Consider the following 18,386-nt stretch of genomic DNA (forward strand, 5'->3'; position numbering starts at 1 on the left):
GAAAGCAATTGATATGAAAACGACTTCCTATCCTTCCAAATACGCACAGCCAAAAGGAATTTTTACCGTCGGAAAAACAAAATTCAAATGGTATGACCTCGCGAGTGATCCTTTGGAAGTTTCACAACAGGACATTGATAATGCCCAATGGTGCATTGAAAATGCTGAAGAAAATTTTAAAAACATCGATGATCTGGGATTTGTCATCATGCATCGCTGTGGAGAAAATTATCTCCTGTTAGTCTGCACATGGCGAAGTGAAAACGAATTATGGGAAAGCGTGTATTATGATGGTTCCGGAAAATTTGAAGTATGGGACAGAAACAAAACCCATCTTCCGACTTACTGTGTCTGGGAAATGGGCATTGTCTATCATGAATCTCAGTCCTGGAAAAAATTTCTCGGTTCCGGAAGAGAAGAAAAAGACAAAGAGGAATATCTCAATGATTTCTTTGAGGGAGAAGTGTAGAAATTTTCTGTATTGTCATAACCCATGCTGAATTTCCGGTTTCTGACGAAGGAAGAGATTCTTCATTCCACTTCGTTTCAATCAGAATGACATGCATCAAAAAATAATTTAAAGTCAGAGTATTAATTGGCTCTGTTTTTTTCATCAAACCTTACATTACGGTCCGTTCCTTTTACTTTTTTGTTTCCAAAAGTATAGGTTGCAGATACGGTAAGTCTTCTGGCGTCGTAGTAATTATTATAGGAATGCGTTCCTGTGGTATAATAAATTTCTCCCAGACTTTTGCCTTGCTTTAAGATATCTGAAACAAAAATATTCAGCTGAAGACTCTTTTCCATAAGATTCAGTTTCACCCCTGAGGTAAGATTTCCTGCAAACTTCATATAGGAATTTCCGGAATTGGAAGGCAGACGGAACCAGTAATTCAGAATCAACTGTATTGTTTTACTTGGGTTGAGTGATATATTATTCTGAAAATCGAAATCATAACTGTTTCCTTTTCTGGAAAGCGCATCGGTTGCAAAAACATCCGTATTCATATAAGAATAATTGGCCGAGTAATTGGCTTCCCATTTTTTGAAAAAAGTATCAGAGTAATTAAGCGAAACTCCTATACTGTTCTGATTATAATAATTTTCAAAAGTACTTACCCTGTTTTCCCCTTTCAGAGTTGCCAATTGACTAAATGCTTCGACGGTTCTCTGAAAATAAGCTGATGCCGATAATTTTCCTTTATACACATAAGAGAATTCAAAATTATGATTGAAAGATGGCTTCAGAAAAGGATTTCCGGTAAAATAAGAATTGATATTGGTATACCATCGGTAGGGATTGATCGCGCGGAATCCTGGTCTGTTGATTCTTTTGGAATAATTCAGGTTAAAAGTATGATTTTCATTGCTTTTATAGCTGATATACGCCGTTGGAAAAAATTTCCCATACGAATTTTCAGTCTGCTGTCCGGAAGTTAGAGAATTTCCGTTGACCACCGAATATTCATAGCGTAAACCTGCTTTTGCAGACCATTTTTCGTTGAATGATCTTTCAAAACTGATATAAGCTGCATAATTTTTCTCGTTATACTCAAATTCATTGCTTTTCAGAGGATCTGTAATATATTGCCCGTTCGTTAAGTTCTGATAAAATATACTGGAATTATTATCAAAATTCGTGAATTTCACCCCTGCTTCTGTCTTTGCAAACTGATAAGGCAATGTAAGATCTGCCTGTCCGGAATAAATTTTATAATCTACCATAGACGGTGATTTTACAACAAATCTATCACCCGAACTCTCTGTAGTGGTAAAGTCAATCGTTGTTTCCGGAGTATTGGAAAAATAATTTCCTGTGATGCTCAGCTTATGATCCTGTTGCCCGAATTTCAAATCATAATAAGCACTGGCTGTATGTTGTCTTCCTGTAGCTCTATGCTCCGCATCGGTGAGAAGTGTATTGGTATAAATTCCATTCTGGAAATAGTTTGAAGTATTCCTGATATCCATATTGGAATGTCCGAATCCGAAATCATAAATAAACCCGATATTGGACTTCTTGCTCAACTGATAATCCAGACTTACATTGGCGCCAAGCCCATCCCCGAAATCTCTTCTGTTATCATTGCTTTTAAGACCGTCTGCTCCTTCTATCCAATAGTTTTCATAAGAATGCTTTTCATTTTTATTCTGTCTCAGCTTTAACGAAGAACGTAGTTTTTCATTCTGATAATTGACCGTTACACTGTTTGAATTCCCGGTATAGGTCTGCTGCTGCAGACTGGAGGTCAAACTTCCACTCCATCCCAGATTCTGGTTTTTCTTTAAAACAATATTGATCAATCCACTATTTCCCTGCGCTTCATATTTGGCAGGAGGTGCTGTAATGACTTCAATTTTTTCTATATTTTCGGATCTGAGACTTTTCAGATAGGTAACCAGTTCTGCATCTGACAAATTCAGAATTCTGTCGTTGATCATTACTGCCACTCCACTTTTCCCAACAATGGAAACGCCTGTATTATCATCTACTTTTACCAAAGGAGTTGTCGCAAGAGCATCCACAGCATCCATCCCCTGTGAGGCAACAGAATTGTAAACATTAAATACGAGTCTGTCTGCTTTTCTTTCAATCAGCTTTTTTCTGGCAGTAAGCGTTATCCCTTCGATTTGTCTTTCATTCTTTTTTTCAATAAAAAAGTCCTGTTTCACTGTTCCGTTAACAGCAATATCTTTATTGGATATTTCAATACCATCCTGGATAAGTCTGATATTATAGTTTCCGTTTTCTAAAAGTTTCAGGGAGTAATTTCCTTTTTCGTCTGAAATAGCAGTCTGCTGTTTCTGATTTTTTACTGCAACCACCTCAACGTAAGGAACAGCATTTCCGGTTTGGGTGATCTTCCCGGTTATACTTTGGGCAAATGCAGCTACAGGCAACAGCATGATCACAGCAAGTACTATCTTCTTCATGAATTATATCGTTTTTAATAAGACAAACCGCAATCGACTTTTATTACATCTCTTTTCCTGTTTTTCAATATCTTCGTTCTTTAAAATCAAAACATGAAAAAAGGGCTTATTATATTTTCCATCTGTATTACTCAGATCATTTCTGCACAGAATTATTCTCAATATGTCAATCCAATGATAGGAACCGGAGGCCATGGCCACACTTTTCCGGGGGCAATTGTCCCTTTTGGAATGGTACAGCTTTCTCCAGATACCAGAATTGACGGAAGCTGGGACGGATGCAGCGGATACCATTATTCAGATTCTGTGATCTATGGCTTTTCTCATACCCACCTGAATGGAACGGGAGTTTCAGATTACGGAGACATTATGCTGATGCCCACCATGGGAAATCCAAGCCTGAATAGCAAAGATTATTCATCAAAATTTTCGCATAAAAATGAAAAAGCAACAGCCGGTTTCTATGCTGTCAAATTAGATAAAAATAATATTGACGTTCGTCTTACAACGACCAAAAGAGTCGGGTATCATGAATACACTTTCAACAATGCAGGAAATGCCAATATCATTTTAGACCTCAACCACAGAGATAAGCTTCTGGAGGGTGAAGTAAAAATTATTGATGATAAAACGATTGAAGTTTTCAGAAGAAGTGAGGCTTGGGCTACCAACCAGTACATCTACGCGAGGATTGAGTTTTCAAAACCTATGAAAATTTCCCAAAAAGAGGTCAACGGAAAACAGGAAAACAATCTTTTTACGGGGACAAAACTTGCACTGGCATTTTCAGCTAACGTTAAAAAAGGAGAAAAGATTAATGTCAAAGTTTCTGTTTCCCCAACAGGCTATGAAGGAGCAGGAAAAAATATGCTGGCAGAAGGACAATCAAAGGATTTTGAAGCAGTAAAAAAACAGGCCGAAACGAATTGGGATAAAGAACTTTCCAAAATTGAGGTGAAATCTGATGATAAAAACAAATTAGCCGTTTTTTATACCGCTCTTTATCATGTTTTCACACAACCCAACATCAATATGGATGTTGACGGAAAATACAGAGGCAGAGACAATAAGCTGTATACTGCCAATGGTTTTGATTATTACACCGTATTCTCACTTTGGGATACCTTCAGAGGTGCTCATCCGCTGATGACTTTAATTGATAGAAAAAGAACAGCCGATTTTATCAATACTTTCATTAAACAATATGAACAGGGAGGAAAACTTCCGGTATGGGAGCTGGCCTCCAATGAAACAGAATGTATGATTGGCTACCACTCTGTTTCAGTCATTGCAGATGCTATGGCTAAGGGAATTCAGGGGTTTGATTACGAAAAGGCATTTCAGGCGGCAAAAGGTTCTGCCATGCAGGACATTTTTGGATTGAATGCCTATAAACAGAATAATTATATCAGCATAGACGACGAGCACGAAAGTGTTTCCAAAACTGTAGAATATGCTTATGACGACTGGTGTATTGCTCAGATGGCCAAAATTTTAGGCAAAAAAGAAGAGTATCAGTATTTCATGAAACGTTCTCAGAACTGGAAAAACCTGTACAATCCTAAATCAGGTTTTATGCAGCCGAGAAAAAACGGAAACTGGTATGAACCTTTTGATCCGAGAGAAGTCAATAACAATTATACGGAAGGAAACTCATGGCATTATTCTTATTCTGTACAGCAGGACATTCCGGGGCTTATTGCAGCGCATGGCGGGAAAGAAAAATTTGAACAATTCATTGATGCTATTTTTACCGCTCCTGATAAAACAACAGGAAGAGAACAAGTGGATATCACAGGATTGATGGGACAGTACGCCCAGGGAAATGAACCAAGCCATCATATTGCCTATCTGTACAATTTTGTAGATAAGCCAGAAAAAACAGATGCCAAAATCAAATACATCCTTGATAACTTTTATAAAAATACTCCTGACGGATTGATCGGAAATGAAGACTGCGGCCAGATGAGTGCATGGTATGTTTTAAGCTCCATGGGAATTTATTCTGTCACTCCGGGATTACCGGAATGGGAAACCACGACGCCTTATTTTGATGAAATTAAAATTCATCTTGAAGATGGAACCACCAAAACGATTACAAAAGCTACCGGCAGAGCTGAACTTAAAAAACTGGGGTTCGAAAATGTAAAACCTGTTAAAGATTTTAAATATGCTGAACAAACCGCTTCACCAGTAATTGCTGCTGACAGAATCTTTGATTTTTCTACCAAAGTAGAAATCACACCATTGCATCCGAATGACAAAGTGTACTACATGACGATGGATGACAGTGACAGCAATAAAAGAAAGACGTTCTCTACTTATAAAGGACCATTCTCCATCACCAAAACCACTCAGGTAATGGCTTATGCTGAAAGAAACGGAGAAAAGAGTTCTGTAACTACTGCTCATTTCAACAGAAGACCTAATTATTGGGATATTAATATTCTGTCAAAAGTAACTCCACAGTACAGTGCTACCGGAAACCTGGCTCTTATTGACGGAATCAGAGGAGATGTGAACTGGAGAAAAGGGGAATGGCACGGATATCAGGGACAAAATTTTGAAGCAGTCATTGATTTTAAATCCCCTAAAAACATAAAATCATTATCCTCCACTTACCTTCAGGACAGCAGAGCCTGGATTCTGATGCCTAAAAAAGTAGAATATTATGCCTCCATGAACGGAAAAGATTTTGTCCTTCTGAAAACGGTTGACAATACTATTGATCCTAAGGATGAAAAAGTACAGATCAAAGACTTTTCAACAGAAATTCTTCCTACCGAAGCCCGATATATTAAAGTAAAAGCTTACTACTTCGGAAAACTTCCGGAATGGCATCAGGGAGCGGGAGGTGATGCATATATCTTTATTGATGAGATTGCTGTGAAGTAAAAAACAAAAACAACACCTATGAAAAAATTATCATTACTACTCTTTTTACTTTTAAGTATTATAAAAGTTTCAGCCTGCTCATGTGTATATGAAACCTTAGCACACAATTATCAAAATTCTGAATTTGTAGGTATTATCAAAATTTTGAAAGTATATGACGAAAATACTGAGCAAAGATCCTATAAAGCAGATATTGAAATTGAAAAAGTATATAAGGGAGCTAAAACATTCAAAACAATGAATGTGAGAGGGCTCATTGGAAATTCCTATTCCGGAGCTTGTGAAATTGATGTACTGCCCAATGAAAGATATCTGATCTTTTTAAACCAATACAATAACACCTATTCTATTTCATCCTGTACTCCAAAATCAAAACTGGAAAATAAACCAACAAAAGATGAAAAATCGTGGCTTAAAAATCTGGAAAAAGCCTTTACTTATTTAAATAATAATACATTCAGGTTTATAGGCTTACAATTTACCCGTTGCTATGATGAAACTCAAACCGAATATAGATCTGATTTATCAAAGATCAGTGGATTCAAGCCTAAGCAGTCTTTTGCTATCTATAAAGTAAAAATAGATGATACATCAAAAATTCAGGAAATTACTCCTGTTACAACTTTTGGAAGTAAGGATAATATGATCGAAAATATACTGAAAACAAAGATGAAAGTCTCCACACCGACATCTTTCTGGGATCCCAACCCTAAAGAAGGCCTGCTATTTCTCTCCTATCATAAAGAAAATATAGACAAGCCGTATGGTGAAATCATCTCCTGTGATTAATACTAAAATAAATCCTTCTTCAGAATTTTGAAGAAGGGTTTATTTTTCAATTCATTCTTTCCGACCATTGCAGGACTTCCGGAAGTTCGATATCAGAAAATTCGATGTGAATGACTCTTCTTTTCTTTCTGTTGGTGGTTCTGTTAGAGCCGTGAAGCGTTAAAGGTTTCATCAGCATAATTCCCCCTTTTTCTACGTTGCATATTTCTTCGGTTTCTACAGTCCAGTCGATGGTTTCCGGTCTGTAAATACCTTTTGCATGAGATTTGGGAACTACTTTCAATGCTCCGTTATTTTCATCGGTATCATCAAGATGGATTCTGATGGTGTAAATATTTTCCAAAATGTTGAGTGGAGGCTGTACCGCAAACTGATTTTGTTTGGTGGTCCACGGTCCGAAATTTTCCAATTCCAGCTTTTTATCTACAGAAATTGTCAGATCCTGATGATAGGCCACATACCAGTTGGAGGTTTCAGGCTTATCAAAATAGATACTTTTAACCACAAAATATTTTTCTCCAAAGATTTCCTTTATCATTTTCCTGATGTTTTCATTAAACACAAGGTCTTTGATTTCCGGAACTTCCTTTAAAAACTGTCTGATGGCAAAAAGATCTTCAGACTTTCTAAAATTTTCTTTTGAAGTATCTATATTGTACAGAACAACATTGATGTCTTCCAGTTCTTTCTGCGAAAACACATTGTTGATAACAGCAAAGCCATATTCTTCAATATGGCTTTTATGATTTTCTAAGTTATATAAACTCATTGATATTTAAATTTTGTCTAATGGTTCAGTTAACTGTCCTTCCCATTTTGAAACCGCTGTCGTTGCCAGCGTATTTCCAAGTACGTTCGTCATACTTCTACCCATATCACAGAAATGGTCAATTGGTAAAATCAAAGCAATACCTTCCGGTGGAATACCAAACATTGAACATGTTGCTACAATAATTACCAGGGAAGCTCTCGGAACTCCGGCAATTCCTTTGGAAGTAAGCATTAATACCAAAAGCATGGTGATCTGCTGCCCCAGAGTCATTTCGATTCCGTAAATCTGTGCAATGAAGATTGAAGCAAATGTCATGTACATCATACTTCCGTCCAGGTTGAATGAATATCCTAAAGGTAAAATAAAAGATACTACTCTACTGTTACACCCAAATTTCTCCAGTTCTTCCACCAATTTCGGGAATACCGCTTCTGAACTTGTAGTAGAGAAAGCAATCAGCAAAGGTTCTTTAATTCTTTTTAAAAGATCAAAAAGACGGTTTCCTAAGATGAAATACCCTACCAGTAAAAGAACCAGCCAAAGAACTCCTATAGCAAAGAAGAAGTCTCTTAAATAAATAGCATATACTTTAAAGATTTCAAAACCATTGGTGGCTACTACCGCTGCAATAGCTCCCAATACTCCAAGCGGAGCAAACCACATGATGTACCCTACCATTTTAAGAATAGCATGAGCAATAATATCAAATAGTTTCACAACTGGTTTAGCATATTCTTCTCCCAGATTAGCCAGTGCAACACCAAACATCACTGCAAATACAACGATCTGCAATACTTCGTTGGTAGCGAAAGCTTCAAATAAACTTTTAGGAATCATGTGCTTTACAAAGTCTTCCATGGAAAAGCTTTTGCTGCTTTTAAGAAGTTCATCAGCAGAAGCGACATCCTGAATCGGTAATTTGGTAACATGTCCCGGTTCCAGCCAGTTAACAAGAATCAACCCGATAAAAAGGGAAATCAGAGAAGCGGAAATAAACCAAAGCATGGCTTTTGTACCTACTCTTCCGATCATTTTGATATCACTCATTTTGGCAATCCCCACTACTAATGTCGTAAAAACCAATGGAGCAATAATCATCTGTACCAATCTGATAAAAACCGTTCCCAACAGTTTTATATTTTTAGAAAATGGTTCTGCACTATCCGGATAGCTTACGTGTACAATACCTCCAATTCCTACTCCCAGAAGAAGTGCAATGATAATTGCTATAAAAAGTTTATTCTGTCCTTTCATATATATAGTTCAATTTGCGCAAATATAATGGTTTTTCAATTGGCAGAAGATTTTCTTCTATAGAGTTGAATTTTGCGTTAAGTTTTTAATCCCAAAAAATTAAAACCCTGGTTTAGAAAATATTGTAAAAAAATTAAGAAACATTTATTGAATTTTTATTCTTTTGGTACAAATTTTATTATTACATTTGAGTGTATAACAACATTAATAAATATACAATATGAAAAAAACTATTGCAATGGCTGCATTAGCTGTAGCTGTATCTTTCGGTGCTATTTCTTGTAAAAAGAAAGTTTCTGATGCCGACCTTCAGACTCAGGCTACAACTATAGTAACTTCTAATCCCAATGCTTCTGTTGAAGTAAAAGATGGTGTAGCTCACTTAAGCGGTACTTTCGCAGATCAACAGTCTAAAGACGCAATGATTGCACAATTAAAAGCAATCAGCGGAGTAAAAGACGTAATGGATATGTCTACTATAGCTGCTCCTGCACCTGCAGCACCGGTTGAAACGGCATCTGCTGTAGATCCTGCTGTTCAGAAAAAAGTTCAGGACGCAGTAAAAGATTTCCCTTCTGTAAAAGTAGAAGTTGTAAACGGACAGCTTACTCTTACAGGAAATGTTTCTGCCTTACAGGCTAGAAAAATCAAAGAATCTGTAGATGCTTTGAAAATCGGAAAGTATAATAACAACCTAATCGTAAAATAATTTAAGATGAGCCAATTACAAGATAAATATTCAAGCGTAGTTTCAGCGGCTCAGTCTGCTGGGATTTCTAACCTTCAGGTTCAGGAGCAGGATGGAATTCTTTATGTTTCCGGAAATGCTTCCAATACTGCGGCTAAAGATGCTGTCTGGAATGCTTTAGGAGCTATTGATTCTACTTATTCTGCTTCAGATATCAATATTGATGTACAGGTTGCAGGTTTAGCTTCAGGTGCTTCTTTAACAGTGGCTACTGAAGAATCTAATCTTAACATCAGACAGGAACCTTCTACTGAAGCTGCCGTTGTAGGTAAAGCTGCGAAAGGTTCTTCTGTGACTCTTATCGAGCAGACTTCTGATGACTGGTGGAAAGTAAAAAATGCTGACGGCCAGGAAGGATATGCTTACTCAAGATATTTAAGAGCATAATTTTTATTAAAAAATAATAAATTTTCACAAAAAAAGCATAGAAACATCCCTGTTTTGGGATGTTTTTATATTTTTACGGCTCTGAAAAAAAAACTAATGAAGAAAACTCTGTTGCTATTGACTTTGATGTTCACTGTCATTATTCTGCACGCCCAAAAGTTACACATTGACGGAAAAATATCCGATTCTGAAAAGAAAGCGATAGAAAATGCCACCGTCTATCTTTTGAAACAAAAAGATTCATCTATTATCAATTATACGGCAACCAATCGGGAAGGAAAATTCTCACTGAAGATTGATGATATGAAAGAACCTTCCATTCTAAAAATTGATGCGGATAAATTAACTTCCTATTCAAAAAAATTTGAGAAAATAGATCAGTCGCTATCTCTGGGAGATATTCAGCTTGAGAAACAAAGTATTGTGAATAAAATTGATGAAGTAAAAATCACAGTTTCTCCGGTAAAAATTAAAAAAGACACTATTGAATTTAGTGCAGCCGCTATCAAAGTAAGGCCCGACAGTAAAATTGAAGAGCTTCTGAAGCAGATTCCCGGGGTAGAAATCAGCAATGAAGGAAAGATTACCGTGAATGGAAAAGAGGTGGACCAAATCATGATCAATGGAAAACCTTTCTTTGATAAAGATGGTAAAATTGCCCTTCAGAATTTACCCGCAGATATCATCAAGAATATTCAGTTTACCACCACTAAAACAAAGGAAGAAGAACTCAGCGGAAAAACAGCCAAATCTCAAAATACTACGATCAACTTTAATATTGATGAAAAGAAAAACAAAGGTTTGCTGACCAGACTTACGGTCGGCTATGGATCAGATAAGCGGTATGAAGCAAGCGGACTGGCAAGTTATTTTAAAGGCGATACAAAAATAAGTTTATTGGCTTCTTCCAATAACATCAATTCCCAGGGATTTTCCAGAGATGAGGTGTTTGATAGTATGGGAAATGGCCGGAATGCCTGGATGATGCAGGGAGGATCCGTCTCAACGGTAGGAAATGTGACTTACTATAACCAGGGAGGTGGTACGAAAGGAATTCAAAGGTCTACAACTATTGGGTTAAATTACAGTGACAAGCTGGGAAAAGATGCTGATCTGGATTCCTTCAGTCTGATGCATTCCGACTCTAATATAGAAACAAGGTCTAAAGTTTCAAGATCTACCCTTCTCCCTACTTACACGCTTCAGACCAATTCTGAAAGCAACGGAGAAAATGAATCCAAACAATACAGCTTTGATACTTCGGCTAAAATCAAACTGGATTCTATGACCAGTATCTATCTTTCTCCGAGGTTTACGAAAAACAGCAGCTTCAGTTTCAATAATTCAAGATCTTCTTCTTTAAGGAATGGCAGCCTTCTGAATGAAAGTAATGCGTATTCAAGTAATGATTCTGAAAGCAACTCATTTAATCCATACCTCTATTTTTCAAGAAAATTCAAGAAAAAAGGCCGTTCGATTTCTGCCAATATGAACAGTTCTATTTCTGAATCTAAAAGAGATAACCTGAACCAATCTCAAAATACGTTCTACCAAACTAATGGAACCACAACAGACAACAGGGATCAGCTAGCCAAAAATAAAAATCAGAACAGCAGTTTCAATTTTACTGCCGGATATACAGAGCCCGTTTCCGATTCTTCAAGTGTAAGTTTTGAAGTGAAATATGAAACCCGATCTTCCAGAGATCTGAGGAATGTAAACGATTTTGATAATACGACAGGAGATTACACTAAATTCAACCAGCTTTTATCCAACAATATGAAGCAAAGAATCAATCAGATCTCTCCTGAGTTGACTTACCAGATTAGCAAAAAGAAACTGAATTTCTGGGCTTCCATGAACCTTGACATTTCGGATATGAAAGTAAATTCTATTTATAACGGCCAGCAATATGATCTGCAGAAGAATTTTGTACTGCCCCAATATAATGTGAACCTTTATTATCAATTGTCAGAAGGAAAAACTTTAAGCTTTTACAACTATTCCAACTTCACCATTCCCACCGCAGAACAACTGACTCCGTATAAAGATGAATCAAACCCCTTGATTACCTTTCAGGGAAACCCGGATTTGAAAAACACCTGGACCAACAATCTTTATGTGTATTTCAATAATTATAATAAAGTGAAAGAGTTAAGCTACTATTTCAATATTGGCTTTACGTACAGAAATAATGATATTATCAATTTTTCCACCTATGATAATGCAGGAAAACAGGTAATCACTTATGACAACGTAAGCGGAAATAAAAGCATCAATGGTGGCGGAGGTTTAAGTAAAGTATTGAAATGGAAAAATAATAAACTTATTATCAATCCAAGATTCACCATGAATTATGCTTACAATAATGGTTTTATAGACGGACAGGCCTTTACCAGCAACTCATATAGTCTTAACCCCGGACTTAATCTTACCTATGAAATTAAGGATAAAATGACGATTAAGCCCTCTTACAGGCTGGGATACAATTTTTCAAATTATACCAATTACAATATAACGAATGTAAATACAGCGAATCAATCCTTAAAACTTGAACTGACGAATTATATGCTCAAGGGAAGATTGGTGTTTGGAAACGATTTTGAATACAATACCAATTCCAATATTGCCCCTGGCTTTAAAAAAGATTTCTACTTCTGGAATACCAGCCTTGGATATTCATTCTATAAAAAACAGTTCACAGCAAAAGTAAAGGTATATGATGTTTTAAATCAAAATCAAAGCGTGAGAAGAACCATCACCGATTCTTATTTTGAAGACCGTGAAGACCTCATCCTGAAACGATACATTATGTTCTCCATCAGTATGAAACTGAATAAATTTGCAGGTAAAAAGATGCAGTAAAACAACACCATACTTTTATATATATTTTTGATAATGGCCGGATCTTTCCGGCTATTTCTATAAATAACCTGAAATTCATCCCTAAACACCATTACAACTGAAGACGTAATATTCTCCTCCTCCGGAGGGGTGGCGAAAATTCAAAGAATTTTTGACGGGGTGGTTTACAACGAAATATGATCATATTCATCCAGATAGATTCTGACAACAACAACCTTTTAAACAAGATTTATTAATAAACCTGTTTTTATTTTTAAATTAGCGGTAAATTTTTTTTATGAAAATCCATATTTCAGTATTATGTATTCTTTTTTTCATTCTTGGAAAAGCTCAGAAAACCGAACAGAAAGATAGTTTCGTTAAAGATAATTTCACCAAGAAAGAATTTTATATTCCCATGCGTGATGGAGTGAAACTTTTCACAGCGGTGTATATTCCGAAAGATATCTCGAACAAGAACAAATATCCCTTCCTGATGCAGAGAACCTGCTACAGCATTGCTCCTTACGGAGAGAGTGAATATAAAACAAAGGTAGGTCCCAACACTTACCTTATGAAAGACAAGTATATTTTCGTGTATCAGGATGTGCGCGGAAGATATATGAGTGAAGGTACTTTTACCAATATGACTCCGCAGGTGGAGCGCAAAACCAAAAAAGATGTTGATGAAAGTACAGATACTTATGATACCATCGAATGGCTTTTGAAAAATGTGAAAGATAACAATGGTAAAGTTGGCCAATTCGGAACATCATACCCAGGATTCTATACTGCTGTAGGAACTTTGTCACAACATCCTGCTTTGGTAGCTTCTTCGCCACAGGCACCTATTTCTGATTTCTGGAATGACGACTTCCTTCACAACGGAAGATTTATGTTGGGCTATTTCAGAACATTTCCTGTTTTTGGGGTTCAGAAAACACAACCGGAAAAGCAGGCTTGGTATATGGATTCTTTCATCAAGCAGACTTCTGAAGATGGTTTGAAATTCTACAGAGACTTGGGAACACTGAAAGATGCCTATGAAAAATATTACAAGAATAATTTCTTCATGACAGAAATTATGAATCATACCAACTACGATGAATTCTGGCAGAAAAGAGGGCTTCTTCCTCACTTAAAAAATATCAACCACGCTGTAATGACTGTTGGCGGATGGTTTGATGCAGAAGATCTTTCAGGACCATTGAATATTTATAAAACCATCGAAAAAACAAGCCCTAAAGCCAAAAATACAATCGTAATGGGACCTTTCTCGCATGGCGGCTGGTCTCAGGAGCAGGGAAAACATTTTCACAGCGAAACGTATTTTGGAGATAGTATTGCCACTTACTACCAAAAAAATATTGAAACCAGATTCTTTAATCATTATCTGAAAGGCAATACAAAAGAAGAGGCAGGACTTCCTGAAGCATTAATGTATGACACCGGAGCTAAAGAATGGAAGGAATTTGCTTCTTACCCACCGAAAAACGCACAGAAAGTGAATTTCTATCTGGCTGATAAAACCCTGAAAAAATCATCAGGACAAGGCTATTCTGAATATTACAGTGATCCTGATAATCCTGTTTTAAGCTCAGATCATTTAAAAGATTTCAACGGTTTCACACCAAAAAATTATATGTCGGAAGACCAGAGATTTTCTGTCGGAAGACCTGATGTATTAACGTTTACTACCGATGTATTGACTGATGATATTACATTTGCCGGAGAGATCATGGCGAAACTAAACATTGCATCCACTTCTACAGATGCCGATTTTGCAGTAAAATTAATTGATGTTTATCCTGAAGATTTTAAACCTGCTGAAAAGAAAGACGGAGTGATCTATGGCAACTACCATCAGATGGTAAGAAGTGAGATTATGCCTGCAAGATTCAGAAATACCAAAGAAAAGGGTGAGGCTTTGGTTCCTAACCAGAAGACGGCTGTTAATTTCAGACTTCAGGATGTGGTTCATACGTTCAAAAAAGGACACAAAATCCAGATTCAGATCAGCAGCACATGGTTCCCGCTTTTCGCAATCAACCCACAGAAATTTATGGATAATCCGAATTTTGCCAATAAAGAGGATTACACCAAGGCATTTATTAAAGTATATGATGACAGCTCTATTGAAGCTGAAATTTTAAAATAAATTGAAAAAGCTGTTCGTTTGAGCAGCTTTTTATTTTTGAATATTTACAGTTTATTTTTTAGGTTTTGGCTAAAGCCAGATGAATTTGTTGTTTTTGTTCAAGTGGGCTTAAGCCCACTTCTATTGATGGAGATGATAAGCTTATTCTTCAATGGTTCTGAAGGTCAGGTTGACTCTTGGAGTTTTTACTTTTGTTGTAGGCGGAAGCCTGTGAAGCCAGTTATCCTGAGTGATTCCTTTCATAATTAATAAGCTTCCGTTTTCAAGAAATATTTCTACCTTTTCTTTGGTTGCTTTATGTTTGAATAAAAATTTTCTTTCCGCTCCAAAAGTTAAAGAAGCAATAGCTCCGTGTTTTTTGAGATCTGTTTCACCATCGCTATGGTAAGCCATACCTTCACTTCCGTCATGGTACAAATTCAGCAGACATGAATTGTAAGTTTCCCCTGAAACTTCTTCACATTTTTTCTTCAGTTCCAATAATTCCGGAGTCCAGAATTGGGCATATTTTGTTCGTTTCGAATAGGTATATTCAAAAGCTTTCTCTCCAAACCAGGCTACTTTTCTTTTGGTTAAGATGAGTTTTCCAAAGATCAGTGCTTCATCATTTTCCCATGGAATCTGGTTGAGCAGATAATCATAGTAAAAATCTGATTGTTCTTTTGAGAAAATCTTGCCGTAGTAGTGAACGGTTCCGTCGTGTGGAAGGATATTAAGGGGATAATCTGATATTTCTTCGAAGAGACTCATCATAGTTTTTTTAATTAAATGCTTTTATATTTAAACACAAATAACACCAATGTTTTTCACAAATGACACGAATTTTTATATCAATAGGAATGGACTTTAGCTTAAATTTAACGGATCATTTTAAAAATCATCCTTTATAAAACCTTTTGTGTCTTTTATGGTAAAAATATTTTACGAGTAAATATGTGATCCTTCCCAACCCACAATCAACTGTTTCCTGTCACTTCCCCATCTGTAGCCACCGAGATGCCCTGTAGACTGAATCACGCGGTGACATGGAATAAGAAAGGCAACCGGATTACTTCCGATAGCCGTTCCAACAGCTCTGGAAGCTTTAGGATTTCCAATTTTTTCTGCCAGGCTGCCATATGTAGACAGTTTTCCCATCGGAATGGTCAACAGACTTTCCCATACTTTCAACTGAAAATCGGTTCCTTTTAAGTGTAATTTTATTGTGTTGAGTTTTGTCCAGTCTTTATCGAATATGGACAATGCATTCTTTTGAAGAGGATCCTGTTTTTCAATAAAAGAAGCATTAGGGAACTTTTGTTTCAGTTCCCCGAATGCTTTTTGTTTATCGTCTTCAAAAGCCATATAGCAGATTCCTTTTTCTGTAGAAGCTACTAAGATATTTCCGAAAGGGCTTTCGGAAAAACTGTAATGAATACTGAGGCTTTTTCCTCCGTTTTTATATTCTGCCGGAGACATTCCTTCAATCTTTACAAACAGATCATGAAGCCTGCTTGTACTGGAAAGGCCTGTCTCATAAGCGGTATCAAACAAACTTGCTTTTTCTTCCTTCAATAAATTTTTAGCATGTTCAAGACTGATGAACTGTAAAAATTTTTTCGGACTTGTTCCTGCCCAATCTGTAAAGATCTTCTGAAAATGAGCCGGACTCAAGTGAATATTCTCTGCCACTTCCTCCAAACTTGGCTGAAGCCTGAAATTGCTCTGGATATATTCTATCGCTTTGGCAATTCTGTTATAATCTATCTGACTTTGTGTGGACATCATAATATTGTTTTTACCTCACAAATTTCCAAAGAATATACGGCAGAAAAAATCCGATTCTTGCGGAATATTAGTTGTTGTTATAAATATCGTAGTAAGCAAGCATTTTGTAATATAACTTTGCAGAAAGGAAAGCCGTTGGCTTAGCCATTGGAGAATCCATTAATTCTACAATATCAAATGCTACTACATTACATTTTTCAAATACTTTTCTTAATAATTCCAGCGTTGGATACCACTGTAGTCCACCTGGCTCAGGAGTTCCTGTAGAGGGTGCAATAGAAGGATCGAAAGCATCTAAATCTATTGTAATATACACATTTCCTGATACTTTTTCCAATACATCATTGATCCAGTTTTCGTTGTTTGCGATTTCGTGAGCGAAAAATACTCTTCCTTCCGGTAAATATTCAACTTCTTCAACATCCATAGAACGGATTCCCACCTGTACTAAGTTATGCTTCTGATTCGCCTCAAAAACAGCACAAGCATGGTTGGAAGTAGAACCGTGGAACTCAGGACGTAAATCTGTGTGAGCATCCAACTGCAGAACAGTAAGGTTTTCAAACTTCTCTCCTACCGCACGGATAGAACCGATAGAAACAGAGTGCTCTCCACCGAAAAGAGTGAATAATTTACCCTCATTGTTCAAAAGTTCCTTTGTTTTCTGATAAACTGCTTCTGTCATTGCTTCCGGTGAAGAATTTTCAGAAACTTCTCCTGCTAAGTAAACTCCCTGTAGATAAGGTTCTGTTTGAGTTTCAATATCGTAAAGCTCCATGTTTTCAGAAGCGTTTAAGAATAATTCCGGACCTTTATCAGCTCCTTTACCCCATGTTGAAGTTCCATCGTAAGGAACAGTTACCAACATTACTTTCGAATTCTCTAACGTTGCGTTTTCCTCGGGAATTCCTGCGTATGTTCTCATGCTTTATTTAAAAATTTTAATGTTTTAAAATTGAAATATTGACCACAAAGATACGAAGAGTTTGTGAGTTGGAGCGTAAGAGTGTAGGAGAGTTTATAAGCATCAGACTTTCTCTTTACGACCTTTTATCTGCTACCTGTCACCTGCAACCTATCATCTATTCCCTTTCCACTCTCAACTCAAATAGCTATTTTTGTACAAAACTCATTATATGCCTTTAAAAGCTGTACTTTTCGATATGGATGGTGTCATTGTAGATACGGAACCATTGCATAGAAAAGCTTATTTCAAAACGTTTGATGAATTGGAAATCGCCGTTTCCGAAGAACTGTACACCTCTTTTACCGGAGCATCAACCAAAAGAGTCTCTGAAACTTTGATTAATGAATTTAATTTAAATCAAACTTATGAAGACATTGCAGGAATCAAAAGATCTCATTTCAAAGATTATTTTTATAATGATGATGAGTTTGACTTAATTCCGGGAGTGAGAAAACTGATCGAGCATTATCATGAAAATGGAGTCAAGCTGATTCTGGCTTCTTCTGCAACAATGGTAACCATCAATATGGTTTTTGAAAAATTCGGACTGGAGCAATATTTCAGCGGAAAGATCAGCGGTGCCGATTTAAAAGAATCAAAACCTCATCCTGAAGTTTTCTTACTGGCCGCAGAAATGGCAGGAGAACCTGTTGAAAATTGTATGGTTATTGAGGATTCTACCAACGGAATTCTGGCAGCCCACAGAGCAAAAATTTTCTGTGCCGCATACAGAAGTCCTCATTCTAAAAATCAGGATTACACGTTGGCAGACACTGTGGTTTCTGATTATGAAGATCTCGAAATTGATAAAGTTTCAAAATATTTTTAAATAAAAAAGCTCTCAGATTCTGAGAGCTTTTGTTTTGTATGT

At 36.6% G+C, this 18,386-nt stretch carries 14 protein-coding genes; 8 read left to right on the forward strand and 6 right to left on the reverse strand.

Going from position 1 to position 18,386, the window contains the following annotated elements:
- Positions 1–13 precede the first annotated feature (13 nt).
- The gene (locus DDF69_RS07660) at positions 14–469 is read left to right on the forward strand and encodes a hypothetical protein (RefSeq protein WP_114820272.1); all 456 of its coding nucleotides are present in this window, start codon (positions 14–16) and stop codon (positions 467–469) included.
- Between the two features lie 122 nt (positions 470–591).
- Here the strand turns inward: DDF69_RS07660 and DDF69_RS07665 are convergent, their stop codons facing one another.
- On the reverse strand, positions 592–2,934 hold the full coding sequence (locus tag DDF69_RS07665) for an outer membrane beta-barrel family protein (RefSeq protein WP_114820273.1): 2,343 nt from the start codon (positions 2,932–2,934) through the stop codon (positions 592–594).
- 93 nt (positions 2,935–3,027) lie between these two features.
- On the opposite strand from DDF69_RS07665, the gene DDF69_RS07670 reads away from it, so the two are divergent.
- Together DDF69_RS07670 and DDF69_RS07675 are read left to right on the forward strand one after the other, a co-directional pair.
- Positions 3,028–5,829 carry a GH92 family glycosyl hydrolase gene (locus tag DDF69_RS07670; protein WP_114820274.1) on the forward strand — a complete coding sequence of 934 codons (2,802 nt, stop codon included), beginning with the start codon at positions 3,028–3,030 and terminating at the stop codon, positions 5,827–5,829.
- A gap of 18 nt (positions 5,830–5,847) precedes the next feature.
- A complete protein-coding gene (locus DDF69_RS07675) occupies positions 5,848–6,618 on the forward strand; it encodes a hypothetical protein (RefSeq protein WP_114820275.1) in 771 nt (256 codons plus the stop codon).
- Positions 6,619–6,664: 46 nt separating this feature from the next.
- On the opposite strand, the gene DDF69_RS07680 is transcribed toward DDF69_RS07675, so the two are convergent.
- Together DDF69_RS07680 and DDF69_RS07685 are read right to left on the reverse strand one after the other, a co-directional pair.
- Positions 6,665–7,387 carry a phytanoyl-CoA dioxygenase family protein gene (locus tag DDF69_RS07680; protein WP_114820276.1) on the reverse strand — a complete coding sequence of 241 codons (723 nt, stop codon included), beginning with the start codon at positions 7,385–7,387 and terminating at the stop codon, positions 6,665–6,667.
- Between the two features lie 6 nt (positions 7,388–7,393).
- Positions 7,394–8,644 (reverse strand): dicarboxylate/amino acid:cation symporter, encoded by a 1,251-nt coding sequence (locus DDF69_RS07685; RefSeq protein ID WP_047434424.1) that lies wholly within the window; start codon positions 8,642–8,644, stop codon positions 7,394–7,396.
- A gap of 220 nt (positions 8,645–8,864) precedes the next feature.
- On the opposite strand from DDF69_RS07685, the gene DDF69_RS07690 reads away from it, so the two are divergent.
- From DDF69_RS07690 to DDF69_RS07705, 4 genes are all read left to right on the forward strand, one after another.
- Entirely contained in the window at positions 8,865–9,353 is a 489-nt protein-coding gene (locus DDF69_RS07690) for a BON domain-containing protein (RefSeq protein ID WP_114820277.1), read from the forward strand.
- 6 nt (positions 9,354–9,359) lie between these two features.
- The gene (locus DDF69_RS07695; protein WP_062674092.1) at positions 9,360–9,779 is read left to right on the forward strand and encodes an SH3 domain-containing protein; all 420 of its coding nucleotides are present in this window, start codon (positions 9,360–9,362) and stop codon (positions 9,777–9,779) included.
- A gap of 96 nt (positions 9,780–9,875) precedes the next feature.
- Positions 9,876–12,644 carry a TonB-dependent receptor gene (locus tag DDF69_RS07700; protein ID WP_185144328.1) on the forward strand — a complete coding sequence of 923 codons (2,769 nt, stop codon included), beginning with the start codon at positions 9,876–9,878 and terminating at the stop codon, positions 12,642–12,644.
- Between the two features lie 277 nt (positions 12,645–12,921).
- Entirely contained in the window at positions 12,922–14,781 is a 1,860-nt protein-coding gene (locus DDF69_RS07705) for a CocE/NonD family hydrolase (RefSeq protein ID WP_114820279.1), read from the forward strand.
- A 141-nt stretch (positions 14,782–14,922) separates the two neighbouring features.
- On the opposite strand, the gene DDF69_RS07710 is transcribed toward DDF69_RS07705, so the two are convergent.
- The 3 genes from DDF69_RS07710 to speB all read right to left on the reverse strand — a co-directional run bounded on the left by DDF69_RS07710 (position 14,923) and on the right by speB (position 17,473).
- Positions 14,923–15,531 carry an alpha-ketoglutarate-dependent dioxygenase AlkB family protein gene (locus DDF69_RS07710; RefSeq protein ID WP_114820468.1) on the reverse strand — a complete coding sequence of 203 codons (609 nt, stop codon included), beginning with the start codon at positions 15,529–15,531 and terminating at the stop codon, positions 14,923–14,925.
- 171 nt (positions 15,532–15,702) lie between these two features.
- Complete coding sequence (locus DDF69_RS07715) at positions 15,703–16,545, reverse strand: bifunctional helix-turn-helix domain-containing protein/methylated-DNA--[protein]-cysteine S-methyltransferase (RefSeq protein ID WP_114820280.1); 843 nt, start codon at positions 16,543–16,545, stop codon at positions 15,703–15,705.
- A gap of 70 nt (positions 16,546–16,615) precedes the next feature.
- Entirely contained in the window at positions 16,616–17,473 is an 858-nt protein-coding gene (speB, locus tag DDF69_RS07720) for an agmatinase (protein WP_114820281.1), read from the reverse strand.
- A 211-nt stretch (positions 17,474–17,684) separates the two neighbouring features.
- Between speB and DDF69_RS07725 the strand changes: the two genes are divergently transcribed.
- Positions 17,685–18,344 (forward strand): HAD family hydrolase, encoded by a 660-nt coding sequence (locus DDF69_RS07725; RefSeq protein WP_114820282.1) that lies wholly within the window; start codon positions 17,685–17,687, stop codon positions 18,342–18,344.
- Positions 18,345–18,386 lie beyond the last annotated feature (42 nt).

Source organism: Chryseobacterium sp. KLBC 52, assembly GCF_003347605.1.
Classification (GTDB): domain Bacteria; phylum Bacteroidota; class Bacteroidia; order Flavobacteriales; family Weeksellaceae; genus Chryseobacterium.